The 23,013-nt window shown below is 73.8% G+C and carries 20 protein-coding genes; 10 read left to right on the plus strand and 10 right to left on the minus strand.

The window, feature by feature from the left end:
- The first annotated feature begins 346 nt into the window (after nucleotides 1-346).
- The 4 genes from BJ965_RS35925 to BJ965_RS35940 are packed head-to-tail and all read left to right on the plus strand — an operon-like array spanning nucleotide 347 to nucleotide 4,249.
- Nucleotides 347-1,648, plus strand: a complete 1,302-nt coding sequence (locus BJ965_RS35925; RefSeq protein ID WP_184915242.1) for an alpha/beta fold hydrolase — start codon at nucleotides 347-349, stop codon at nucleotides 1,646-1,648.
- 50 nt (nucleotides 1,649-1,698) lie between these two features.
- Nucleotides 1,699-2,433 (plus strand): PIG-L deacetylase family protein, encoded by a 735-nt coding sequence (locus tag BJ965_RS35930; RefSeq protein ID WP_184915244.1) that lies wholly within the window; start codon nucleotides 1,699-1,701, stop codon nucleotides 2,431-2,433.
- A gap of 32 nt (nucleotides 2,434-2,465) precedes the next feature.
- Nucleotides 2,466-3,371, plus strand: a complete 906-nt coding sequence (gene sigJ, locus BJ965_RS35935; RefSeq protein ID WP_184915247.1) for an RNA polymerase sigma factor SigJ — start codon at nucleotides 2,466-2,468, stop codon at nucleotides 3,369-3,371.
- Nucleotides 3,372-3,406: 35 nt separating this feature from the next.
- On the plus strand, nucleotides 3,407-4,249 hold the full coding sequence (locus tag BJ965_RS35940) for a pentapeptide repeat-containing protein (protein ID WP_184915250.1): 843 nt from the start codon (nucleotides 3,407-3,409) through the stop codon (nucleotides 4,247-4,249).
- Here the strand turns inward: BJ965_RS35940 and BJ965_RS35945 are convergent.
- Nucleotides 4,211-5,707 carry a cytochrome P450 gene (locus BJ965_RS35945; protein WP_184915253.1) on the minus strand — a complete coding sequence of 499 codons (1,497 nt, stop codon included), beginning with the start codon at nucleotides 5,705-5,707 and terminating at the stop codon, nucleotides 4,211-4,213. The two genes, BJ965_RS35940 and BJ965_RS35945, sit on opposite strands and share 39 nt — an antisense overlap.
- A 109-nt stretch (nucleotides 5,708-5,816) precedes the next feature.
- Between BJ965_RS35945 and BJ965_RS35950 the strand changes: the two genes are divergently transcribed.
- Both BJ965_RS35950 and BJ965_RS35955 read left to right on the plus strand, forming a co-directional pair.
- Entirely contained in the window at nucleotides 5,817-6,425 is a 609-nt protein-coding gene (locus tag BJ965_RS35950; RefSeq protein ID WP_184915256.1) for a TetR/AcrR family transcriptional regulator, read from the plus strand.
- 85 nt (nucleotides 6,426-6,510) lie between these two features.
- Complete coding sequence (locus BJ965_RS35955; protein WP_184915259.1) at nucleotides 6,511-7,239, plus strand: DUF2470 domain-containing protein; 729 nt, start codon at nucleotides 6,511-6,513, stop codon at nucleotides 7,237-7,239.
- On the opposite strand, the gene BJ965_RS35960 is transcribed toward BJ965_RS35955, so the two are convergent.
- The 5 genes from BJ965_RS35960 to BJ965_RS35980 all read right to left on the minus strand — a co-directional run bounded on the left by BJ965_RS35960 (nucleotide 7,207) and on the right by BJ965_RS35980 (nucleotide 12,375).
- Nucleotides 7,207-8,400, minus strand: a complete 1,194-nt coding sequence (locus BJ965_RS35960) for a lactonase family protein (protein ID WP_184917903.1) — start codon at nucleotides 8,398-8,400, stop codon at nucleotides 7,207-7,209. The genes BJ965_RS35955 and BJ965_RS35960 overlap by 33 nt on opposite strands.
- A gap of 148 nt (nucleotides 8,401-8,548) precedes the next feature.
- A complete protein-coding gene (locus tag BJ965_RS35965) occupies nucleotides 8,549-9,664 on the minus strand; it encodes a hypothetical protein (protein WP_184915262.1) in 1,116 nt (371 codons plus the stop codon).
- Nucleotides 9,665-9,710: 46 nt separating this feature from the next.
- Nucleotides 9,711-10,964, minus strand: coding sequence for an FUSC family protein (locus BJ965_RS35970; RefSeq protein WP_184915265.1), 1,254 nt, complete (start codon nucleotides 10,962-10,964; stop codon nucleotides 9,711-9,713).
- 110 nt (nucleotides 10,965-11,074) lie between these two features.
- Nucleotides 11,075-11,569: an FBP domain-containing protein gene (locus BJ965_RS35975; protein ID WP_184915268.1), complete on the minus strand. Its 495-nt coding sequence runs from the start codon at nucleotides 11,567-11,569 to the stop codon at nucleotides 11,075-11,077.
- Nucleotides 11,570-11,700: 131 nt separating this feature from the next.
- Nucleotides 11,701-12,375, minus strand: coding sequence for a PAS domain S-box protein (locus tag BJ965_RS35980; RefSeq protein WP_184915271.1), 675 nt, complete (start codon nucleotides 12,373-12,375; stop codon nucleotides 11,701-11,703).
- A gap of 152 nt (nucleotides 12,376-12,527) precedes the next feature.
- Here BJ965_RS35980 and BJ965_RS35985 point away from each other — a divergent pair, with 152 nt between their 5' ends.
- The 4 genes from BJ965_RS35985 to BJ965_RS36000 all read left to right on the plus strand — a co-directional run bounded on the left by BJ965_RS35985 (nucleotide 12,528) and on the right by BJ965_RS36000 (nucleotide 18,455).
- Complete coding sequence (locus BJ965_RS35985) at nucleotides 12,528-15,719, plus strand: cytochrome P450 (RefSeq protein ID WP_184915286.1); 3,192 nt, start codon at nucleotides 12,528-12,530, stop codon at nucleotides 15,717-15,719.
- A 30-nt stretch (nucleotides 15,720-15,749) separates the two neighbouring features.
- Nucleotides 15,750-16,712, plus strand: a complete 963-nt coding sequence (locus BJ965_RS35990) for a phosphotransferase family protein (RefSeq protein ID WP_184915289.1) — start codon at nucleotides 15,750-15,752, stop codon at nucleotides 16,710-16,712.
- Nucleotides 16,713-16,828: 116 nt separating this feature from the next.
- Nucleotides 16,829-18,118 carry an ROK family transcriptional regulator gene (locus tag BJ965_RS35995; RefSeq protein WP_184915292.1) on the plus strand — a complete coding sequence of 430 codons (1,290 nt, stop codon included), beginning with the start codon at nucleotides 16,829-16,831 and terminating at the stop codon, nucleotides 18,116-18,118.
- Between the two features lie 61 nt (nucleotides 18,119-18,179).
- The gene (locus tag BJ965_RS36000) at nucleotides 18,180-18,455 is read left to right on the plus strand and encodes a hypothetical protein (RefSeq protein WP_184915297.1); all 276 of its coding nucleotides are present in this window, start codon (nucleotides 18,180-18,182) and stop codon (nucleotides 18,453-18,455) included.
- A 142-nt stretch (nucleotides 18,456-18,597) separates the two neighbouring features.
- Here the strand turns inward: BJ965_RS36000 and BJ965_RS36005 are convergent, their stop codons facing one another.
- The 4 genes from BJ965_RS36005 to BJ965_RS36020 form a co-directional block, all read right to left on the minus strand.
- On the minus strand, nucleotides 18,598-19,626 hold the full coding sequence (locus BJ965_RS36005; RefSeq protein ID WP_184915300.1) for an SDR family oxidoreductase: 1,029 nt from the start codon (nucleotides 19,624-19,626) through the stop codon (nucleotides 18,598-18,600).
- Nucleotides 19,627-19,838: 212 nt separating this feature from the next.
- Entirely contained in the window at nucleotides 19,839-20,960 is a 1,122-nt protein-coding gene (locus BJ965_RS36010; RefSeq protein ID WP_184917905.1) for an FUSC family protein, read from the minus strand.
- A gap of 226 nt (nucleotides 20,961-21,186) precedes the next feature.
- On the minus strand, nucleotides 21,187-21,852 hold the full coding sequence (locus tag BJ965_RS36015; protein WP_184915303.1) for an HAD family hydrolase: 666 nt from the start codon (nucleotides 21,850-21,852) through the stop codon (nucleotides 21,187-21,189).
- Between the two features lie 39 nt (nucleotides 21,853-21,891).
- A complete protein-coding gene (locus BJ965_RS36020; protein WP_184915306.1) occupies nucleotides 21,892-22,932 on the minus strand; it encodes a PHP domain-containing protein in 1,041 nt (346 codons plus the stop codon).
- Nucleotides 22,933-23,013: the final 81 nt, after the last annotated feature.

A 23,013-nucleotide genomic window follows, 5' to 3' on the forward strand; every position in this document is an offset into this window, starting at 1 on the left:
GTGAAGGGAACAGTGTCCCCGGGCCTCACCTTTTGCCCATGAGGACGATCGTTCGGCTGAAGCCTCATGGAGCCCCCGCCGCGAGGCGACCGCCCTTCGCGCCCACCCTCGATCGGCCCCGGCTGGGGATCCCCCGAACCAGTCGGGGCCTTCGCCTGCCCCCTGCTGACGCCCTTCGAGCTCGGGTCCCACGTGCTCGCACCCTTCGCGTCGGCCAGAGATTCGATACACGGCCGGGGCCTGAACGACCGTTCAGCAAGGTTTCATGATCGAAGGGCTCACCCGCGGACGATCGCTGTGATGAACTGGGACGCGGCCCGAAAATCCGTCCGTCCCGGGAGCCCTGTTGACCGTCAGCTACCGCCAGCCCGGAGTCGTCCTCACCGACCACCGCTTCACCGTCCCCCTCGACCACGACCGCCCCGGGGGCGAGACGATCGAGCTGTACGCCCGCGAGGTCGTCGCGAGCGACAAGACGCACCTGGACCTGCCGTGGCTGCTCTACCTCCAGGGCGGCCCCGGCTTCGGCGCGGACCGCTCCGTCGGCCGGCCGGGCTGGCTCGGCCGGGCCCTCAAGGAGTACCGCGTCCTGCTCCTCGACCAGCGCGGCACCGGCCACAGCACACCCGCCAACCGCCAGACGCTCCCACTGCGCGGCGGTCCGGCCGAACAGGCCGACTACCTCACGCATTTCCGCGCCGACTCGATCGTCCGCGACTGCGAGGCCATCCGCGCCGAGCTCACCGGCGGCAAGCCCTGGACCGTCCTCGGACAGAGCTTCGGCGGCTTCTGCGTCACCAGCTACCTGTCCCTCGCCCCCGAGGGCCTGGCAACGGCCGTGATCACCGGCGGTCTGCCCGCCCTGGACGCCCACGCCGACGACGTCTACCGGGCCGCCTACCCGCGCATCGAACGCAAGGTCGCCGCCCACTACGCCCGCTACCCGCAGGACACCGAGCGCGCCCGCCGCATCGCCGACCACCTGCTGCACCACGACGTGGTCCTGCCGAACGGCTACCGGCTCACCGTCGAGGCCTTCCAGTCGCTCGGCATCGTCCTGGGCACCGGCGACGGCACCCACCGCCTGCACTACCTCCTGGAGAACGCCTTCGTCCGCACCCCGCAGGGCTCCACGCTCTCCGACGCGTTCCAGGAGCAGGTGCAGGCCATGCTCTCCTACGCCCGCCATCCGCTGTACGCACTGGTCCACGAGTCGATCTACGGCCAGGACGACCGGCCCACGGCCTGGTCCGCCGAGCGGGTCCGCGCCGAGTTCCCGCAGTTCGACGCCGCCAAGGCCCTCGCGGGCGACGAGCCGCTCCTGTTCACCGGAGAATCGATTCACCCCTGGATGTTCGACTGCGACCCGGCGCTGCGCCCGCTGCGTGAGACCGCCGACCTGCTCGCCGCCCGCACCGACTGGACACCGCTGTACGACCCTGCCCGCCTCGCCACCACCACGGTGCCGGTCGTGGCGGCGGTCTACCACGACGACATGTACGTCGACACGGCCCACTCCCTGCGCACCGCCCGCACGATCCGGGGCCTGCGCACCTGGATCACGGACGAGTTCGAGCACGACGGCATCCGCACCGGCGGCCCCCGCGTCCTCGACCGGCTGCTGACGCTCGTGCGGGGCGAGGCCTGATGCCGCGCCGTACGCCCGGCGATGTCGGCGGCGCGCACTAGTCTGCGGGCATGACGACCACTCAACTGCAGCCCATGCCCGACGACTGGCGGCGTGCCCTCGCGGTCGTGGCGCACCCGGACGACCTCGAGTACGGCTGCTCGGCGGCGATCGCGGCCTGGACCGACGAGGGCCGCGAGGTCGCCTATGTGCTCGCGACCCGGGGCGAGGCGGGCATCGACACCATCGAGCCAGCGCGGTGCGGGCCGCTGCGCGAGCGGGAGCAGCGGGCGAGCGCGGCTGTGGTCGGCGTGTCGGAGGTGGAGTTCCTCGACCACAAGGACGGCGTCGTCGAGTACGGCACCGCCCTGCGCCGCGACATCGCCGCCGCCATCCGCCGGCACAGGCCCGAGCTGGTCATCACGCTCAACCACCGCGACACCTGGGGCGGCGTCGCCTGGAACACCCCGGACCACGTGGCCGTCGGCCGGGCCACGCTGGACGCCGCCGGTGACGCCGGCAACCGGTGGATCTTCCCCGAGCTCGTCGAGCAGGGACTCGACCCCTGGGACGGAGTGCGCTGGGTCGCCGTCGCGGGTTCCAGCACGCCCACCCACGCCGTCGACGCGACGCCCGGGATGGAACGGGCGGTGCGCTCCCTGCTGGAACACCGCACCTACATCGAGGTGTTGACCAGTGAGGACCCGGAGACGTACGTGCGCGGCTTCCTGACGCAGCACGCGGAGAGGACGGGGGAGCGGTTCGGGGGCCGCCCCGCGGTGGCGTTCGAACTGTTCAGCAGATGATCAGCGGTTGACGAGCAGACGACGGGGGAGCCATGACAGGCAGCGAGGCACTGGCCCATCGGTTCGAGGAGCACCGAGGACACCTCAAGGCGGTGGCCTACCGCATGCTCGGATCGCTCTCCGAGGCGGAGGACGCCGTCCAGGAGGCCTGGCTGAAGCTCAGCCGCACCGACACGAGCGACATCCAGAACCTCGGCGGCTGGCTGACCACGGTGACCGGGCGGGTCTGCCTGGACATGCTGCGCTCACGCACCGCCCGCCGCGAGGAGCCGATGGGCGACACCCAGGACACCGTGGGGGCCTTCGTCCCGGACCCGGTGCTCCGGCCCCTGTCGCACATCGACCCGGCCGAGGAGGTGCTCCAGGCCGACTCCGTGGGCCTGGCCCTGCTCGTCGTGCTGGAGAACCTGACGCCCGACGAGCGGCTCACGTTCGTGCTGCACGACATGTTCGCCGTGCCGTTCGACGACATCGCGCCGATCGTGGAGCGCAGCGCCGCCGCGACCCGGCAGCTGGCGAGCCGCGCCCGGCGCCGGGTGCGTGGCGCGACGCCGTCGAACGAGCCGGACCTCGGCCGGCAGAAGCAGGTGCTCGACGCCTTCCTCGCCGCCTCGCGCGCCGGGGACTTCGAGGCACTGGTGGCCGTCCTGCATCCGGATGTGCTGCTGCGGGCCGACTCCGGCGCCCTCGTGCGGGGGGCGGCCGCCTCCAAGCTGGTCCAGGGCGCGAAGTCGGTGGCGGAGCAGGCGCTCATGTTCGCCCCGTTCACGCTGTCCGCGGAGCTGGTGCTGGTCAACGGCTCGGTCGGAATGATCAACGCACCGGAGGGCCGCATCCAGTCGGTGATGGGCGTGACGATCGCAGACGGCCGCATCACCGACATGTACATCCTGGCCGACCCCGAGCGGCTGCGGCGGCTGGAGGCGCCCCGGGCGTGAGGTGACCGCACCTCACCGGTGACGTGTCGTTTCGTATGCTGAACTGCATGCGAGATCATCACGTCGGGCTGACGGAACTGCGCGGCGACTGCGAACGGTGTTTCGGACTGTGCTGCGTCGCCCTGCCCTTCGCCGCCTCGGCCGACTTCGCGGTCGACAAGGCCGCCGGCACGCCCTGCCGCAACCTCCGGGAGGACCACCGCTGCGGCATCCACGCCAGGCTCCGGCAGAAGGGATTCACCGGCTGCACGGTGTACGACTGCTTCGGTGCCGGGCAGCAGGTCTCGCAGATCACCTTCGGTGGGCGGGACTGGCGGACCGGGCCGCCGGAGCAGGCCCGCCGGATGTTCGACGTGTTCCCGGTGATGCGGCAGCTGCACGAGCTGCTGTGGTACCTGACCGAGGCGCTCGCCCTGCCTGCGGCCCGTCCCGTCCACGCCGAGCTGCGCAAGGCGCTGGCCAAGACCGAGGAGCTCACCGCCGGAACCCCCGAGGAGCTCGCCGGACTGGACGTGGCTGCGCACCGCCAGGAGGTCAACGTCCTGCTGCTGAGGACGAGCGAGCTGGCCAGGGCCGGCACCAGGGGCCGCAGGAAGGACCGCCGGGGCGCGGACCTCGTCGGCGCCCGCCTCAAGGGCGCCGACCTGCGCGGTGCCAGTCTTCGCGGTGCCTGTCTCATCGCCGCCGACCTCACCGGCGCGGACCTGCGGGGCGCCGACCTGATCGGCGCGGACCTGCGCGACACGGACCTCACGGACGCCGACCTGACCGGGGCGTTCTTCCTCACCCAGCCGCAGGTGAACGCCGCCCGGGGGAGTGCCGGGACCCGGCTGCCCGGGTCAGTCACCCGCCCCGGGCACTGGACGGCGCAGGTCTGAGGCCGGCTCCGGCACCGCGGTGCGCCGCTCCGGGCGCAGCCGCAGTCCCTCCGGCATCAGCGTCAGCCGCTCCGTCACGCGCAGTCGGTAGGCGGGGTCGGCCCTCAGCTCGTAGCGCCGCAGCAGCAGCCCGAGCACCAGTGTGGCCTCGTGCAGCGCGAACTGACGGCCGATGCACGCCCGCGCGCCCGTCCCGAACGGCTTGAAGGTGTGCGGGGGCCGCGACCGTACGGCCCGCGCGTCGAAGCGGTCCGGGTCGAACCGTTCGGCGTCCGCGCCCCACACCTCGGGGTCACGGTGCAGCATCGGCGTCAGCACCAGCGCCCAGGCCCCGCGCCGCATGGGATGCTCCCCGGCCAGCACCGTGTCCTCACGGGCCTCCCGGGAGAACGCGGGCGCGGTGGGCCACAGCCGCAGCGACTCGTCCAGCACCCGGCGGACGTAGCGCAGCCGGGCCACTTGCTCATAGGCGGGTTCCGCCGTGTCCCCCCACACCCGGTCCACCTCGGCACGGGCCCGGGCCGCGATCTCGGGGTGACGGGAGAGGTAGTGCAGGGCGAAGGAGAGCGCACCCGAGGTCGTCTCGTGCCCGGCGACGAGGAAGGTGATGACCTGACGGCGGACGTTCTGCGGCGCCAGCCGCTCCCCGGTCTCGGGGTGGGCGGTCTCCAGCATGCGGTCGAGCAGGTCCCCGTCGCCGCCGCCGGTGGCGCGCCGGGCCCGGACCAGTTCGTCGACCGTGTGGTTGAGGTGGGCGATGTCGGCCGCGTTGCGGCGGGTCGCGCTCCGCAGCAGCAGGGGAGCCAGCGGGAAAGGCACGGTGTTGAGCCGTTGCGCGTAGGTCAGCGTGCCCACCATGGCCGTCACGAACGGATGCGGCCGGGAGCGCTCGAACGAATCGAAGTCGTGCCCGAAGCCGGTGCGCGCGATCGTCTCCAGCGTCAGCTTGGTCATGTCGCCGGGCACGTCCACCGCCCGGCCCGTCGCCGCCGCCCGGTCCCAGTGCTCCGTCAGCCGCCGGGCGACGTCCAGCATCATCGGGTGGTAGCCGGCCATGGCGTCGCGGCTGAACCCCGGCGCGAGCACCTCGTGGGCCAGCTGCCAGTTCGGCTCGTGGTTGTACGCCGTGAACAGGCCGTCCCCGGCGACCGGCCGCAGGTTGGCCACGCCGAGCCCCACGTGCTTGGCGAACCGCGCCTCGTCCGCGAGGTCGGCCGCGTGCCGGGCACCCCACACGAACACGAACTCCTTGCCGAACGCCTTCCGCCGGAACACCGGCCCGAGTTGGCGGGCGTAGCGCAGGGAGTCCTGAAGGGGAGTGCTCCGGTTGACGCCCACCACGTCGCCGAGCAGGGGGATCCGGCGCGGCGGATGAGGGATGCGCTCCAGCTCCGGCCAGCCCAGCTCGGCACTGCGGAAACCCTTGGGCTCCCCGGTCCGTGTCGGCGCCTGGGTCATGACGCGATCTCCTTTGATCCGGCGGCGGGTTCGCACGTGTTGTACGTGGGTTCAATAGCGCGGTTCAGTGTGGTCCGGTTGTTGAACCGACGTCAAGTAAAGTGCGGGCATGGCCGCCAACCAGGGCGGGCGCACGCGCCGCCGGCTCAGCACCGAGGAGCGCCGGGAGCAACTCCTGTCGGTCGGGGCCCGGCTGTTCTCGGAGAGCCCCTACGACGACGTGTGGATCGAGCAGGTCGCCGAGATCGCCGGGGTGTCACGCGGGCTGCTGTACCACTACTTCCCGACCAAGCGGGACTTCTTCGCGGCGGTCGTCGAACGCGAGAGCGAGCGCATGCTGCGCATGACGGCGGCGGTGCCCGGCATCCCGGTCCGCGAACAACTAGCGGCCGGACTCGAGACGTTCCTGGAGTACGTCGAGGCGCACGCGCACGGCTACCGGGCCTTCCATCGCGCCGACGCGGCCGGCGACCAGGTGGTCCGGCGGGTCTACCGGCGCGCCCTGGCCGCACAGGAGCGGCAGATCCTCGCCGCGCTCGCCGCGGACCCCGAATTCGGGCCCGCCTTCGAGGACCGGCCGGAGGTCCGGCTGGCCGTGCGCGGCTGGCTGGCGTTCACCACGGCCGTCTGCCTGGAGTGGCTGCGCGGCACGGAGTTGGGCCGGGAGCAGGTGCGCGAGCTGTGCGCGCGCGCCCTGCTCGGCGTTCTCACACCCTGAGAGGTCTCGCACCGAGCACGTGGCGTGGTTGGCGTGCGCCTCGATCTTCGGTAAGTTAGGTGAGGCTTACCTAAGGAGGTCTGGGATGGGTGACGACAGCCACAGCTGGACGGCGGCTCCCGCCGCGGCGGAGCGGGCGCGTTCGGTGCTCGCCGCCGCGTGGTCCTGCTCCGTGACCGCGGAGGGCACGCGGGAGGAGCTGGTCGGCGCGCACACCGTGGGCGAGGACGGCCGGGTGCTCGTGGAGGTGCCGGAGGACAGCGCCCTGCTCGCGGCCGCGATCTGCGCGCCCCGCGGCGAGCCGTCCGCCGTGCTGGAGTTCGCCGACGTCGCGCCCGTCCCGGTCCGCGACCGGATCCGCTCGCGGCTGTGGCTGGCGGGCTGGTTCGCCGTCGAGGGGGAGCGGCTCGCCTTCACCCCCACCCGTGTGGTGCTGCGGCAGCCGTCCGGCTCCGTGGTCGTGGACCGCGACGAGTTCGCTGCCGCCGGGCCGGATCCGCTCACCATGGCCGAGGCCCGGCTGCTGACGCATCTCGCCGACTGCCACGCCGACGCCGTCGAACGACTCACCCGGCTCGTCGACTCCGACAGCCTGCACGGCGCGGTCCGCGTCCAGCCGCTCGCCGTCGACCGGCACGGACTGACGCTGCGCATCGAACGCGCCCGCACCCACGGCGACGTACGCCTCGCCTTCCACGCGCCCGCCGACGACGTCGCGCAGCTCACCGAACGCATGCACATCCTGCTCGGCCAGGCCGCCGCCGCCTCGTGCCCGCGGGCCCTACAGCGGCAGCGCACAGACGGCGACGGGTGAGGGGAACGATTCTCCTGCGCGCCGCAGTTCGCCGCTCGCCTCGTCCACGTGGAAGACGGTGACGGTGGAGGACTTCTGGTTCGCCGCGAAGAGCAGCGAGCCCTCCGGCGAGAAGGCGATCTGCCGGGGGAAGTCCCCGCCCACCGGCACTGTGTCGAGCAGCCGGAGCCGGGCTCCGTCCGCCTCGACGGCGTAGCGGGTGAGGCTGTTGTGGCCGCGGTTGGCGAGATAGGCGTGGCGGCCGTCGGCGGTCACCAGGAGCTGCGCCGGGTAGTTCGTGCCCGGACCCGTCCCCGTGGACTGCGCCTCGCCGACGGTCACCCGGCCGGAGGCCTTGTCGTACGAGCAGACCGCGACGGTGTTGTCGACCTCGTTGGCGAGGTAGGCGTACCGGCCGCCCGGGTGGAACGTGAGGTGGCGCGGGCCCGCGCCCGGCCGGGTGTGCGCCTGCGCGACCTCGGTGAGCGTGCCCGCCTTCTCGTCCAGCCGGTAGGTGTAGACGGTGTCGGTGCCCAGATCGACGGCGAGGACATGGCCGCCGTCCGGGCTCGTGACGAAGTGGTGGGCGTGCGGGCCCTCCTGGCCGGGGCCGGGCGGCGGGCTGGTGTGCCGGACGAGGTCGGTGCGCTCGCCGAGAGCGCCCGAGGCGTCGATGGGATGCACCGCCACACTGCCCGAGCCGTAGTTCGCGCTGAGCAGCCAGCGCCCGCCCGGATGCACCGACAGATGGCAGGGCGCCGCCCCGCCGGTGCTCCGGCTGCCCAGAACCGTCCGGTCCGACAGCCGGACGGCGGTCACCGCGCCGTCGTCGCGCTCGTCCACCGCGTACAGCGTGCCGCGGTCCGGGTGGATCGCGAGAAACGACGGGTCGCCGACGCCGGTGATCGTGCCGCCGCCGGTGATCCGGCCCGTCGCCGAGTCGTACGTGGCCAGGCCGATGCCCTCGCCGCCGCCCTCGACGGACGTGTAGGTGCCGAGGTGGAGCGGGCGGGGGCCGGAGGGGCGGCGGGCTTCGCGCGACGGGCCCGCACTCGCCTCGGGCGCCGTGACCGGAGGCGTCGCGGGCGCGGGTGCGTCGTCACAGGAGGGCAGTGCCGCCGCGGCGGTCCCGCCCGCCAGTGCGCCGACGAATCGGCGCCTGCTCCAGCCACCACTGTCCATGTCGCCCCTCAGGTCGTCACCGGTCCCCGTCGTGACTGCCACCCTGGCGCCTCCCGGCCCCTGCGTGCAACAACGGCAGGGGCGTTGCGCGTGGCCGATGCCGCCGTGGCGGGTCCGGCGGTCCCCGGCCGTGACGCCCCCGGGCCGGTCACCAGTCCCCGTCCTCGACCGGCCTGCCCGGGGCGTCCTTGAGCTGCTGTGTCTGCCCCGGCGTGGGCGGCTGCCAGGGCTCGTGGTCGTCGCCGAGCCAGTCGCCGACCGGCTTCACGGACTGGAGCGCGTCCGTGGGGACCAGGTCATCCGCCTCCTCGTCGAAGTAGTCGAACCAGGGCAGGCCCGCGCTCGTGTACGCGGCCCGGTCCACCGGCGACGGCGGTGCGGCCTCGCCGGTGATGCGGCGCCACTCCGGCGGCGTCACCAGATGTACGAAGACCCGGCCCGCCGGCTGCTCCGCCCAGTGCGAGAGCGGCCGGTCGTCCTGGTAGACCTCCTGCCGCATGGAGCCGCCGACGCCCAGGCCCATCGCGGCGGCCGCGCGCGGAGCGCTCGCCGGTGCCGCGGGCGCGGCTCCGGGAGCCGGCGGGGCCGCCATCGGCATCGCGGCGCCGTAGCCACCGGCCGCCGGGGCTCCGTAGCCACCGGCCGCGGGACCGCCGAACGCGGCCGGCATCGCGGCTCCGTACCCGCCCGGCGGCGCGGGCGCCGGGGGCACCTGCCGCCGCCGCTCCTCCTCACGCCACCGCGCGAGCTCCCGGTCGTTCAGCGGGAAGGACTGCAACTGCACACCGCCCCATACCTCCTCGCCCGTGACCTGCCCCTCGACGGTGGCGCCCAGGCCGAGCGGGACGGCCACGAACTGGCGGACCGTGCCCGTACCGGAGTTGATCCCGTCCAGCCAGGGCTGGCGGGGGAGCACCACATAGTTCTGCGGGTCGCGCGCCGGTCGGTCGCTCCAGGGCCGGCCCGAGACCGCGCACACCTTGCCGACGCCGACCTGGAGCGCGGCGGGCTCCGAGGTGCCCGCGAAGCTCAGCCACATCGCCTCGCGCAGATACACCGACAGCATGACACCGCCGCGCGCCCGCCACGCCTCGGGAACCCGGTCCGCGTAGTCGGCGACCCGTCGTACCGGGAACTCGCCGAGGCCCGGCGGCAGGGGGTGGGTGCCGGTCTCCGGCAGGCGCAGGGTGCGGATGAACCGCACGGCCACCCCGCCCGGCAGCCGCAGTGTGTTCCCGTCGATCCGCACGGTCGTGTCGGCCATCGGCCCGCTCCTCGCATCCGGTGCCGGCTTCCTGCCGGCGTTCCCCTCAGCGAGAACGCCCGCTGAACCCCGCGCGGTTCCGCCACAGCTGCTCGGTGACGCCCAACCGCTCCCGCAGCCGCGTCAGCCGGGGCAACCGGGCGCGCTGCTCGCGCGACACGCGGTCCAGTTCCTCGAACAGGCGCCGGGTGCGGTGCTCGGTGTCGAGCTCGTCGAGGATGCGGTTGACCTCCGTCAGGACGGCTCCCGGCAGCTGCCAGTGCGCGGGGTCGCGCTCGGCCTCCTCGCGCAGCAGCAGGGCCAGCTTGTCGCGGGTGCCCGCGGCGGTGTGCAGTTCTGCGGCGAGGCGCTCCTCCGCCGACTCGGCGCTCGCGCTGAGGTGCGTGGTGACCAGCACCGCGAAGCTCACCACGGCGTCGGCGATCTCGGACAGCAGCTGCTCCAGGGCGGCGCCCGTCTCGGCCTCGAACAGCGGCTTGGGATCCCGCTCCTTCGCGAGGTCGGTGAGGGAGCGGGCGAGCACCCGCAGGACGACCGTGCAGATCTCCAGCGTGTCCAGGCCGGTGCGCATCACCACCCGGTGCAGCACGCTGTCCTGCACACGCGGGTTGAGCCGCAGACTGTCCTCGGCCTGCCGCAGGGCCGCGTCCACCTCGACGATGTCGTGGTCCAGCCGGCGCGCCTCGTGCAGCTGCTTCTCCGCGCGATCCACGGGTGTGCCGCCCGCGGCCTCCTCGCCCATGCGCAGCATCAGCTGCCGCAGCCGGCGCGCCAGACCGTCGATCGACTCGCCCGCCTCCTCCACCCACACCGGCGGAGCCAGCAGCAGATTGCAGGCGAGCCCGACGGACGCGCCGATCAGGGTTTCGACCACCCGGGCCCAGGCGTAGTCCCCGACGCTGGTCACGCCGAGGACGAGCATCGCGCTGATCGCGACCTCGGGGACGTACTCCTCCACCCGGACCAGCCGCCCCACCACCAGCGAGGCCAGCAGGAGCATGGCCAGGCTCCACCAGGTCAGGCCCACCAGCAGGCTGAACGCGATGGCGACGAGGACGCCGGTCACCACGGCGTTCACCCGCCGGAAGCCGTTGGTGATCGTGGCGTACAGCGTCACCTGGACGACCAGCAGTGCCGTCAGGGGAGCGGTGAGAGGGGCCGGCTCGGGGCTCAGGCGCAGCGCGATGACGTAGGCGATCGTCGCCGCGGTCGCGGACCGCAGCGTCTGGACGACCACGGGATCTCGACGCTTCCTCACGATCCGCTCGGCGTGCGCCGTCCACTCACGTACCTCTCGCATCCTGGGGCTGTTCCCCTTCCCGGCGCATCGAACGCATCCGTCGGACACATCCATGAAGGACGCTCATGAAGGACGTTAGCGCCGGGGCACACCACGGGCGACCGAGGGGATCAGGCGTACACCTTGTCGAGGAAGGCGGCCAGATGGCCCCTGGTCCGCTCGATCTGCTCCTCCACGGTGAGGCTCTCCTCGAACCGGGACCCGGCCTCGAGCGCCTTCTTCCCGCGGATGTACAGGGAACAGGCGAGGTCGGTGCACATGTACGCCCCGACGGAGTTGCCCTCGCGCCCGGCCGCCCCCGCCTTGCGCGCAGTCATCAGCGCGACCCCGCCCCGCGGGTGCGTCGTCAGGCACAGCGAGCACATGCTGCGGTGCAGGAACCCGCGCTGCGCGGCCTGGAACCGCATCGACACGCCGACGAGTCGCCCTGCCCGCTCGGTCACCAGGTAGCTCCGGTCGGGCGCTCCCGGGTCCCGCCACCCGAGGAAGTCGAGATCGCCCCAGGGGCGCTCGCCGAGATCCCGGGGCACGGCCAGACGCTTGGCCTCGCCCTTGGAGCAGTTGATGAAGGAGGTGCGGATGTCCTGCTCGGTGAGCGGCTGCACGGGAGCTCCTGAGAGTGATCGTCGCGAAACCTAGGGATCCTAGGTTTGGGGGCCAGGCCAGGTTAGACAGCCGTGACGCGGGGGGCCAGCGGATTTCCGTCAGGCCTCGCGTCGGGGCCGGCGGAAGGCCGTCAGGCCTCGTCGCCCGGGGCTTCCCGGTCGCGTGAGACGTCCGAGACCTCCGGCGGCCAGACCCCGGCCCTGAGCACCCCGAGCGCGTAGGCCCGGGCCACCAGCTCCGTGCGGTTGGACGCGCCCCAGCGGGACGACAGCCGGCGCAGGTGGTAGGTCACGCCATCCGTGGTCAGGGCCGTTTCGCGGGCCGCCCGGGCCGTGGTGGCGCCGGCGGCCGCAAGCGCCAGGATGCGGGCCTCCATCGGTGTGGCCCGGACCGGTCCGGCGGGTGCGGCGGGGGAGGTGGCGCGTTCGGCGTCCACCCGGAGCATCACCAGCAGGGCCGGGGTGTCCTCCGCCGAGTCGCTGACCGGATCCGCCGTGAGTTCGCCGGAGCGCTCCACGCCGCCGGGGGCCCGCCAGCGCACCGACACCTGGTAGCGCGAGCGGTGGCGCAGGCGCAGGGCCTCGGCGATGCGCTCCACCTGCATGGCCTCCCGCGGGCTGAACAGGTCCAGCACGTCACGGCCGCGCAGCCGCCCCGGCGTCGTACCGCACTCCGCGGCCATCGCCGGATTGGCCAGCAGCACCGCCCCGTACACGTCGCACACCGCGACCGGCATCGCGACCCGGTCGAACAGGAGCAGGGCGCGGTTGCGCCACGTCACGGCCTCCTGCCGGGCCAGATCCACGAGCCTCTCCTGCCATGCCGGGCCGCCCTCGCGCAAGAGCGGCGCATCTGCTTGCACTACACAATCATGTAGGGCCAGGGCACGGCCTCCCGGGCCCGGTGGATCACGCTGGTGCGCAGTACTTCCGTACCGCGAAAGGCAGTTGCCGCGTCATGCCCCCCACCGGACAGACTCCCCTGACCGCCGACGCCCTCCCCGGCGTCCCCGTCGCCGACATCTCCGCCACCGGCCCCGGCGGCGCGCCCATCCAGCAGGCCATGGACCTGATGCGCGAGCATGGCCCGGTGTTCGTGCGGCGGCTGTACGGGCGGGACACCCTGTTCGTGGGCGACCTGGACCTCGTGGCCGACCTCGCGGACGAGCAGCGGTTCGCCAAGCACATCGGGCCGGGGCTGGAGAACGTCCGCGAGTTCGCCGCCGACGGCCTGTTCACCGCGTACAACGACGAGCCCAACTGGGCCAAGGCGCACGACATCCTGATGCCCGCCTTCGCGCTGGGCTCGATGCGCACCTACCACCCCGTGATGCTGAAGGTCGCCCGCCGGCTCATCGCGTCCTGGGACCGCGACGCCCGCGCCGGGCAGCCGGTGAACGTGCCCGACGACATGACCCGCATGACGCTCGACACCATCGGACTCGCCGGTTTCGGCTACGACTTCGGCTCCTTCGAGCGGGCCGAGCCGCACCCCTTCGTCGAGTCGATGGTCCGCTGCCTGGAGTGGAGCATGACCCGCCTGGCGCGCGTCCCGGGGCGGGACTACTCGGCGCAGGACGCGGCCTTCCGCGACGACTCCGCCTACCTGGCCCGCGTCGTCGACGACGTCATCGCCGCGCGCACCGGCACCGACCAGAGCGACCCCGACGACCTCCTGGGCCTGATGCTCACCGCCGAGCACCCGGCCGATGGCACCACACTCGACACCGCCAACATCCGCAACCAGGTCATCACCTTCCTGATCGCCGGCCACGAGACCACCTCCGGCGCCATGTCCTTCGCGCTGTACTACCTCGCCAAGCACCCCACCGCGCTTCAGCTGGTGCGGCGCGAGGTCGACGAGCTGTGGGGCGACCGGACCGACCCCGAGCCGACGTACGACGAGGTCGGCAGGCTGACCTACACCCGCCAGGTCCTCAACGAGGCCCTGCGGCTGTGGCCCACGGCCGCCGTCTTCTCCCGGCAGGCCCGCGAGGACACCCTGCTCGGCGGGCGCGTCCCACTGCGCGCCGGGCAGTCCGCCCTGGTCCTCACGCCCATGCTGCACCGGCAGTCCGTGTGGGGCGACAACCCCGAGCTGTTCGACCCCTCCCGCTTCACGGCCGAGGCGGAGGCCGAGCGGCCGGTGCACGCCTTCAAGCCGTTCGGCACCGGCGAGCGCGCCTGCATCGGACGGCAGTTCGCGCTGCACGAGGCGACCATGCTGCTGGCCATGCTCGTCCACCGCTACCGGCTGAGCGACCACGCCGACTACCGGCTCACGGTCAAGGAGACCCTCACCCTGAAGCCCGAGGGCTTCACCCTCGCGCTCGCGCCGCGCACCCCCGCCGACCGCGTCCACACGCCGCTGCCCGGCGCCGCCCCGGTCCAGGACGCGGAGTCGGCCGAGCCGCAGGACCTCCCCGCCCGGGTCCGCCCCGGCACGGCCGCGCTGTTCCTGCACGGCAGCAACTACGGCACCTGCCGCGACGTCGTGGGCCGGCTCGCCGACGAGGCCGCCGCGATCGGCTGCGACACCGAGGTGGCCCCGCTCGACGCCTACGCGGGCGGCCTGCCCACCGACCGGCCCGTCGTCATCACCGCCGCCTCCTACAACGGCCGCCCCACCGACGACGCAACCGCCTTCGCCGTCCGGCTGGAGGAGACCCACGACCTGTCCGGCGTGACGTACGCCGTTCTCGGCGTCGGCGACCGCAACTGGGCCGCCACCTACCAGCACGTCCCCACCCGCATCGACCAGCGACTCGCCGCGTCCGGCGCCGGCCGCCTGCTGGAGCGCGCCGCGGCCGACGCGTCCGGCGACCTCACCGGAACCGTCCGCGCCTTCACGGCCTCCCTGCGCAGCGCCCTCCTGGAGCGCTACGGCGACCCGGACGCCACCACCCCGGACGCCGAGCCCGCCACCGCGTACGAGGTCCGCACCGTGACCGGCGGCCCGCTGGACGCGCTCGCCGAACGGCACGCACTCGTCCCCATGCGCGTCACCGAGGCCCGCGACCTCACCGCGCCCGGCTACGCGCGCCGCAAGCGGTTCGTCCGGGTCGCGCTGCCGGACGGCGTCACCTACCGCACGGCCGACCACCTCACCGTGCTCCCCGCCAACGCCCCGGACCTCGTCACACGCGCCGCCACCGCGCTCGGCGCCGACCTCGACACGGTCCTGGACATCCGCGCCACCCGCCCGCGCCGCGACGGCATCGCCGTGGACCGGCCCGTGACGGTACGGCAGCTCCTCACCCACCACGTGGAGTTGCAGGAGCGCCCGAACGCCGGGCAACTGGCCGCGCTCGCCGCCGCCAACCCGTGCCCGCCGGAGCGCGCGGCCCTGGCCGCCCTCGTCGACGACCCGCGCACCCTCGTGGAGATCCTGGAGGACCACCCGGCCCTGCGCGGCGCCCTGGACTGGCCGCGGCTCCTCGACCTTCTCACCCCACTGCGCCCGCGCCACTACTCCATCTCCTCCTCGCCCGCCGTCGATCCCGGCCACGTGGACCTGATGGTCTCGCTGCTTCGGGCACCCGCCCGCTCCGGCCGGGGCGTCTACCGGGGCGCCGGCTCCGGCCATCTCACCACCGTCGAGCCCGGCGACACCGTGTACGCACGCGTGCAGCCCTGCCGGGAGGCCTTCCGCATCGACGTCACCACCGGCTCGGCACCGGTCGTCATGGTCGCGGCGGGCACCGGCCTCGCCCCCTTCCGCGGCGTCATCGCCGACCGTACGGCGGCCGTCGCCGCAGGTGCCGAACTCGCGCCCGCCCTGTGCTACTTCGGCTGCGACGCCCCCGACGCGGACTTCCTGCACGCCGAGGAACTGCGCGCCGCCGAGGCCGCCGGTGCCGTGTCCCTGCGCCCCGCCTTCAGCGAGACCCCCGAGGGCGAGGTGCGGTTCGTGCAGCACCGGATCGCCGCCGAGGCGGCCGAGGTGTGGGCCCTGCTGGACGCCGGGGCGCGGGTGTACGTCTGCGGAGACGGTTCCCGAATGGCGCCCGGGGTGCGGGAGGCGTTCCGTACGCTGTTCCGCAAGCACACGCAGGCCGTCGACGGCACGGACGAGGCCGCCGCCGAGCAGTGGCTCGACGGCCTGATCGCGGACGGGCGTTACGTCGAGGACGTGTACGCGGCCGGCTGACCGGAACGGCAGGGGAGGGGTGGGCACACGGTGGTGGACTCCTGGGAACGGGCCCGGCACGTCCTGGCGGCGGCGGGCCTGGACCCCGGCCGCCTCGCCCACCTCGCCCCGCTGACCGGTGGCACGTACAACACCGTCGAGGAGCTCCGCCTCACCGACGGCGGCCGCTACGTGCTGAAGATCCCGCCCGCCCCGGCCGTCCCCGGTCTGCGGCACGAGAAGCGGCTGCTCGTCTCGGAGGCCGAGTTCTACCGCGCGGCCGCCCGGGCCGATGTCCCCGCGCCGCACGAGGTGTCCGCGGGGGCCGACTTCCTGCTGATGACGGCCGTCCCGGGCGAGCCGTGGGACGGCACGCTCACCGACGCGGAGCAGATGGCCCTGCGCATGGAACTGGGACGCCAGGTGGCCCGCCTGCACCGCGTGACGGGCCCCGGCTTCGGCTACCCCTCCGGCGCCCTCGGCCCGCTCGTCCCCGACTGGCGCACCGCGTTCACCGCGATGTTCGACGCCGTCCTCGACGACGCCCGGCGCTACGGGGCCCGGCTGCCCCGTCCGGTCGACGCGGTGGCCCGTACCGCGGCGTCCGCGTACGGCGCCCTCGCCGAGGTCACCGACCCCTGCCTCGTCCACTTCGACCTCTGGCGGGGCAATATCCTCGTCGACCGCGCGGACGGAGAGGCCCGGATCGGCGGCCTCATCGACGGGGAGCGCATGTTCTGGGGCGACCCGCTGGCCGACTTCGTCTCCCTCGCGCTCCTCGGCGACATCAGGCAGGACGAGGAGTTCCTCGCGGGCTACCGGGAGGCCGGCGGCCGGGCCCGCTTCGACACCGGGGCCCGTCTGCGCCTCGCCCTGTACCGCGCCTACCTGTACCTGATCATGCTCACCGAGACGGTTCCCCGCGAGGCCGGCGAGGAGCAGCGGCGCTGGGTGCGGGAGAGGGTCGCCCCGGAGCTCGTCGCGGCCCTGGACGAGATCGCGGAGGCCTCCTGACCCGCCCGGTCGGCCGCCAGTTAGCTCACATCGTGAAATAAGGGTTGGAGGAATGTCGCGCCGAGCCCGCCCCGACGGTATGTTGCAGGTCGGACAGGGGATGCGAGGGGAGCCACATGGCGGCGGGGAACGGGCGCACGGTACGCGATCTCAGGCGGGCCAACCGTACGGCCGTGTTGCAGAGGCTCTACTTCGACGGCCCGCTCAGCCGCTTCGAACTCGGCCCGGCGACCGGCCTGAGCTCCGGTTCCGTCAGCAATGTCGTCGCGGACCTGGTCGCCGACGGACTGGTCGAGGAAGCCGGCAGCGTCGACTCCGACGGCGGCCGCCCGCGCACCCTGCTGCGGGTCGCGCCCGGCAGCGGCCACATGATCGGCGTCGACGTCGGCGAGACCCGGGTCCGCGTCGAGCTCTTCGATCTCACCCTCACCGAACTCGCCCGCGCCGAGCGCCCGCTGTCGCCGCAGCGGTACGAGGTCGAGGCCATCGTCGACCACATCCGCCACGGCATCGCCGAGGTGCTGGGCACCGCGGGACTCGCGCCCGAACGGCTCCTCGGGGTGGGTATCGGCGTCCCTGGCATCGTCGAACGCACCGCGGACCGCGGCGCGCTGGTGCACGGTCAGACCATCGGCTGGGACGCCGTCCCGCTGGAGGCACTGCTCCGCGCCGGCTCCCCGCTGCCCGACACGGTCCCGTACTTCATCGACAACGGCGCCAAGACGCTGGGCCAGGCCGAGATGTGGTTCGGAGCCGGACGCGGCGCCCGCAACGCCGTCGTGGTGCTGTTCGGCTCCGGCGTCGGCGCCAGCCTCGTCACCCCCGACGTGGAGCAGGGCCGCGCCGTCGAGTGGGGGCACCTGACCGTACGCGTACGGGGCCGCCGCTGCCGGTGCGGGGCGCTCGGCTGTCTGGAGGCGTACGCGGGCGCCGAGTCGCTGCTCGCCCGCTGGCGGGAGGAGGGCGGCCGCGTCCCGGACGGTACCGACGAGGAGACCGCCCTCACCACGATGCTCGCCGCGGCCTACCCCTCCGAGGGCGCTGCCGCCGACCCCGTCGCGCTGGCCGTCCTGGAGGAGACCGCCGAGTACCTCGGGGCGGGCCTGTCCGACCTGATCAACCTCTTCCAGCCCGAGCGCATCCTCATCGGCGGCTGGGCGGGCCTGGCGCTCGGCTCCCGCTTCCTGCCCGCCGTACGCCGCCACGCCATGTCCTACGCACTGCGCCACCCGGCCGGGAAGGTGACCGTCGACCTCGGCCGGCTCGGACCCGACGCGGTCACGGTCGGCGCCGCGATCCTGCCGCTCGCCGACTTCTTCGCCCGTGGCGGACGCCGCCCCGACCCGGCACCGGAGTACCCGTTGCCGGCTTGGCGCACGGCGATTCAGGAGAGGACGCCGCGCTGAGGTTTCGGCGATCACCGCGGAGGTACTCGCGCGGCGTCCGGACCACAGAAGGGAGCACGCCGTGACCGACCACCGCCTCGAAGGACCCGGCGAGAACGGTGAGCCCGTCCCGCGGGACATGCCGGACCAGCAGGCCGACGACGGCGAGGACCCGTGGGAGGTCGCCCCGCGCTTCACGGGCACCGGCGAGAAGGACACGGACAGGAACGACGACGAGACCGACGAGCCCGCCGGCGACGTCCCCGACACGGACGAAGCGGGGACGGGCCGGCAGGGAGCACCGCACTCGGGAACGGTTCACCCCGAGCACCCGGTGCCTGACGAGCCCTCCGCCTGAGGAGGGCATCCCACCGGGGGCCGCAGCCGGCTGTGGGGGTCGGCTGCGGCCCCCGGGCATGTCCCGGTCTCCCGGGGAACCGTCCCGGGAACCCGCCGGGGCCTCCCGGGGAGCTGTTCCGGGAATCCGCCGATCTCCCGGGTCAGCCCACTTTGCGTCCCCGCATCGGCTCCGTGCGCGCCCCCGCCCCCTCCCGGAGGCCCAGCAGGAACTCCTCCAGCACCTCGGGCGCGGTGTGCTCCGGCCGCCAGCCGAGTTCCGTGCGCGCACGCGTGCAGTCCATCAACGGCAGCCGCAGCACCGCGTCGAACAGGTGCGGGGAGGCGGGCAGCAGATGCAGCCCCCAGGCGGCGGCGACCGCGGCCCGGGCCGCACTGCGCGGCAGCCGTACCGGACGTGCGTCGAACATCTCGCCCAGCAACCGCGCGTCGACCGGTGGGTCGGCCGCCAGGTTGAAGGCGCCCCTGACGTCGGAGCGCAGCGCCAGCCGGTACGCGTTCGCCGCGTCGTCCGTGTGCAGTGCCTGCACCCGCAGCCCCGGGATGTCGGGCAGGAAGGGCAGCAGCTCCGGGCGGGCCGACGGACCGGGCAGGAAGCGACCGCCGAAGATGCGGCGCTGCTCGCTCGCCGATTCCCGCTGGAAGAGGAAGGCGGGCCGCATCCGCACCACCCGCGTCCCGGGGTGGTCGCGCTCGAACGTGTCCAGCGCCCGCTCCAGATAGGCCTTCTCCCGGCAGTACGCGGCATCCGGCCAGCCGTGCGTCGGCCACGACTCGTCCACGGCCTCGTCCTTCGGGCCGGGGGAGTACGCGCCGACCGACGAGGCGTGCACCAGCGCCGGCACGCCCGCCGCGGCCACCGCCTCGAAGACGCGCATGCTGCCGAGCACATTCGTCCGCCAGGTCGCGGCCGGGTCGTGCGTCGGCTGGAACGCCCAGGCCAGATGGACCACCGCGTCGGCGTCCGTGAACCGCTCCACCAGGTCGGACCGCTCGGAGGCCAGATCGACGGCGGCCCAGTCAGTCTTCGGTGGCGACCAGTCGGGGATCCGCCGGGCCAGGCCCAGTACGGCGGCGACCTCCGGGTCCTGCGACAACGAGCGGACCACGCTCGTGCCGACGTTGCCGGTGGCGCCCGTGACGACGACCCTCATGCCCGTTGCGCTGCTCACCTTGCGCTCCTCTCGGCCGCGTGGTTCCGCGAGAGGTGACCGAGTACCCGGGTGGTGGCGCGTCGTGCACCTGGGCAGAGGGAAGCCCCGGCCGGACGGGGGAATCACGGCCGGGGCGGCTCAGGGGCAGGTCCTGTCCGGACCCACGTCTTGTTCAACGGGCAACCACTGCGGGGTGTTCCGCCCGCCGTACACCCGCCCGGTGAGGTGCGTCACTCCTCCCGGTCGCCCGGGACCGTCTCGGCCCAGAGATTCTCCGCCTGGAGCAGCAGCGTGCCCAGGACCGCCGTGCGGGCGGCTCCCTCCCCGGCGTGCCGGCGCAGCTTGTCCTGCAGCTCCTCGTGCAGGTCCTGCATGTCCTTCTCGGTCTCCTCGTCCGGCCGGGCGGTCGCACCGCCGTCGAGCAGACTGTCCGCCTCGGCGCACAGCGCGTCCCCGATCAGCTCCAGCAGACGCGCGTACGAGCGCAGCGCCGGACCCTCGGGCGGGGCGGGCGTCCGCTTGTCGTCCACGGACACCGCGAGCGCCCGGGTCAGCGTGGCGACGTGCCCGCTGACCCGGCTGAGCCGCTCGTCCTCGTCCACCGCCGGCAGCGCGCCCTGGTGCGGCACGCGGTGCAGGGCGCGCAGCGGGGCGTAGGTCAGGCGCAGGCTCTCCTGGCTCCACCGGCGCGCCGAGCGCAGCGCTTTCAGGCGGTGGTCCAGCCGGTTCGAGGCGCTGACCCAGCCGGAGGCGGTCTCAGCGTCCCACTCGCCCTCGCGCAGATCGCCGGCGACCGTGTGCAGCACCTCCCCGGCCTCCCGGGCGAGCGCCGCCAGGTTCTCCCGTACGTCCCGCAGATGGATCGGCGGCAGCACGAGCGCGTTGACGGCGACGCCGATGACGGCGCCGATCGCGGCCTGCCCCACGCGGTGCCCGACGGCCGACAGGCTCACCATGCCCGAGGAGATGGTGAACAGGGCCGTGGTCGCCGCGTAGATGCCCTGGTCACCGAAGCGGGGCCAGTTCGCGAGCAGCATCAGCACCGGCACGGACAGGGCGAGCGCGCCCGTCGTGTCGTCGGTGATCGCCTGGGCCCCCGAGGCCACCAGCGTGCCGACGCAGATCGCGCCGAACTGCCGCGCCCCCTGCACCAGGGAGCTGAAGACCGTGGCCTGCACCAGCACCAGCGCCACCCAGGGCGCCATCAGCGCCAGCGGGTCCCCCATCCAGACGCCGCCCACCAGCCAGGCGAGCACCGCGGCCCCGGCCGCCTTCAGCGACTGGACGACCAGGTCCCGCTCCCGGCCGGGCCCGCGCCACGCCGCCCGCGCGGCGTTCCAGGCACTCCGCATGTCGCGCCGCACGGCATCCACCGGCCGGGCGGCACGCGTTCCCTGCTCCAGATGGCTGATCCGCCCCTGGGCCGTCGGCGCTCCCCGGGGCCGCCCGCCCGGGGTCGCCCCGGTGTCATTTTCGTCGTCCTTCCGCCCACGGAAGGCTCCCGCCGCCCGCCGTACGGCACTCTTCGCACGCGTCATGCGCTGCGGGTATCCCCGTGACCGGGGGTTTCACGTCGTTTCATGACAGTGAACCGTCATCGAGGGCGGACAGCAGGTGCGCGGGGCCGGCGTAGACCGCGTCCGCGCCGGCCTCCTCCAGGTCGGCGCGCGGGATGCCGCCGCACAGCACGCCGAGGCAGCGCACCCCGGCCCTGCTGCCCGCGCGCATGTCCCACACGGTGTCGCCGACGAACACCGCCCGCTCCGCCGGCGCCCCGGCCAGCTCCAGGGCGTGCTCCACCGGCTCGGGGGCCGGCTTGCCCTCGTCGACGTCGTCGGCGCTCGCCGTGGCGCTGATGGCCTCGTCCGCGTCGATGGCCCGGCGCAGCGCCCCGAGCTCCGCGCCGCCCGCCGAGGTGGCCAGCACCACCGTCCAGCCGTCCCGGTGCAGCCGCCGCAGCAGGTCCCCTGCCCCCGGCAGTGCGGGCAGCCGGTCGAAGTACTGTCCGTACAGAGCCTTGTGACCGGCGCTGATGTCGGCGTCCTGGCCGGTGTCCCGGTCCTCGCCCAGCAGATGGGCGACCAGATCGGTCGACGGCAGGCCAACGGCCCGGTGAACGGCGTGCATCGGCACATCGTGACCCGCCTGTCGGAAGGCCTCCCACCAGGCCACGACATGCAGATGGTTGGTGTCGACCAGTGTGCCGTCGACGTCGAACACGGCCGCCCGTCCCGCGCTTCCCATAGGTGCAGTCCCTTCCACTCCGGCCGCGCGGGTACCACGTCAGGCGCCCGCCACGCCCTCCGGGACCCGCCGTTCACGGGTCCAGGCCAGCAGCTCGTCGAGGGACCACGTGGTCACCACCCGCTCCGGCGGCACCCCGCACTCCTCCGCCCGCGCGCACCCGTTGATCTGCCAGTCCAGCTGTCCCGGCGCGTGCGCGTCGGTGTCGACGGAGAACAGCACCCCCGCGTCCACGGCCCGGCGCAGCAGCCGCCGCGGCGGGTCCAGCCGCTCCGGCCTGCTGTTGATCTCCAGGGCCGTGCCCGTCTCGGCGAGTGCCGCGAACACCTCGTCCGCGTCGAACTCCGACTCGGGCCGCCCCCGCCCGGTCACCAGCCGTCCCGTGCAGTGCCCGAGCACGTCGGAGTGCGGATCACGTACGGCGGCGACCATCCGCCGGGTCATCGACCTGGCGTCCATGCGCAGCTTGGAGTGCACCGACACCACCACCACGTCGAGCCGGTCCAGCAGCTCCGGTTCCTGATCGAGGGTGCCGTCCTCGAGGATGTCGCACTCGATGCCGGTCAGCAGCCGGAAGGGCGCCCAGCTCTCGTTCAGCCCGGCCACCACGTCCAGTTGCTCCCGCAGCCGTTCGGGCGACAGCCCGCGGGCCACCGTCAGCCGCGGCGAGTGGTCGGTCAGCGCCGCCCACTCGTGGCCCAGCTCCGCGGCGGCGCGGCCCATCTCCTCGATCGGGCTGCCGCCGTCCGACCAGTCGGAGTGCAGATGGCAGTCCCCGCGCAGCAGCGCCCGCAGCTTCTCCCCGCCCCGCACGGCGGGCTGCTCGTGCGCCTCGCGCTCCAGCTTGTCCAGATAGCCCGGGACCTCGCCGGCCAGCGCCTCCCGCGCCACCTGCGCCGTCTTCGGACCGACCCCCTTGAGCTTCTCCAGCGACCCGTCCGCCGCCCGTCGACGCACCTCGTCCCCGCCCAGGTCCTTCAGCACGCGGGCCGCCGTACGGAAGGCGCGCACGCGGTAGGTCGGTGCCAGGGACCGCTCCAGCAGGAAGGCGATCCGGTCCAGTGCCTCGACGGGGTCCATCGCCACCTCCACCTCAAGGGTTCCCCAGCACCCGGGAGGCCGCACCCGACGGGCGCGCGGTTTGCCCGTCGTCCCCCCGGG

This window comes from Streptomyces luteogriseus, from assembly GCF_014205055.1.
Taxonomy (GTDB): Bacteria; Actinomycetota; Actinomycetes; order Streptomycetales; family Streptomycetaceae; genus Streptomyces; species Streptomyces luteogriseus.

Coding starts and splice junctions, on each gene's coding strand:
- BJ965_RS35930 (WP_184915244.1), top strand. CDS start 1,699: ATGACGACCACTCAACTGCAGCCCATGCCCGACGACTGGCGGCGTGCC.
- sigJ (WP_184915247.1), top strand. CDS start 2,466: ATGACAGGCAGCGAGGCACTGGCCCATCGGTTCGAGGAGCACCGAGGA.
- BJ965_RS35940 (WP_184915250.1), top strand. CDS start 3,407: ATGCTGAACTGCATGCGAGATCATCACGTCGGGCTGACGGAACTGCGC.
- BJ965_RS35945 (WP_184915253.1), bottom strand. CDS start 5,707: ATGACCCAGGCGCCGACACGGACCGGGGAGCCCAAGGGTTTCCGCAGT.
- BJ965_RS35950 (WP_184915256.1), top strand. CDS start 5,817: ATGGCCGCCAACCAGGGCGGGCGCACGCGCCGCCGGCTCAGCACCGAG.
- BJ965_RS35955 (WP_184915259.1), top strand. CDS start 6,511: ATGGGTGACGACAGCCACAGCTGGACGGCGGCTCCCGCCGCGGCGGAG.
- BJ965_RS35960 (WP_184917903.1), bottom strand. CDS start 8,400: ATGGACAGTGGTGGCTGGAGCAGGCGCCGATTCGTCGGCGCACTGGCG.
- BJ965_RS35965 (WP_184915262.1), bottom strand. CDS start 9,664: ATGGCCGACACGACCGTGCGGATCGACGGGAACACACTGCGGCTGCCG.
- BJ965_RS35970 (WP_184915265.1), bottom strand. CDS start 10,964: ATGCGAGAGGTACGTGAGTGGACGGCGCACGCCGAGCGGATCGTGAGG.
- BJ965_RS35985 (WP_184915286.1), top strand. CDS start 12,528: ATGCCCCCCACCGGACAGACTCCCCTGACCGCCGACGCCCTCCCCGGC.
- BJ965_RS35995 (WP_184915292.1), top strand. CDS start 16,829: ATGGCGGCGGGGAACGGGCGCACGGTACGCGATCTCAGGCGGGCCAAC.
- BJ965_RS36010 (WP_184917905.1), bottom strand. CDS start 20,960: ATGCGGAGTGCCTGGAACGCCGCGCGGGCGGCGTGGCGCGGGCCCGGC.
- BJ965_RS36015 (WP_184915303.1), bottom strand. CDS start 21,852: ATGGGAAGCGCGGGACGGGCGGCCGTGTTCGACGTCGACGGCACACTG.
- BJ965_RS36020 (WP_184915306.1), bottom strand. CDS start 22,932: ATGGACCCCGTCGAGGCACTGGACCGGATCGCCTTCCTGCTGGAGCGG.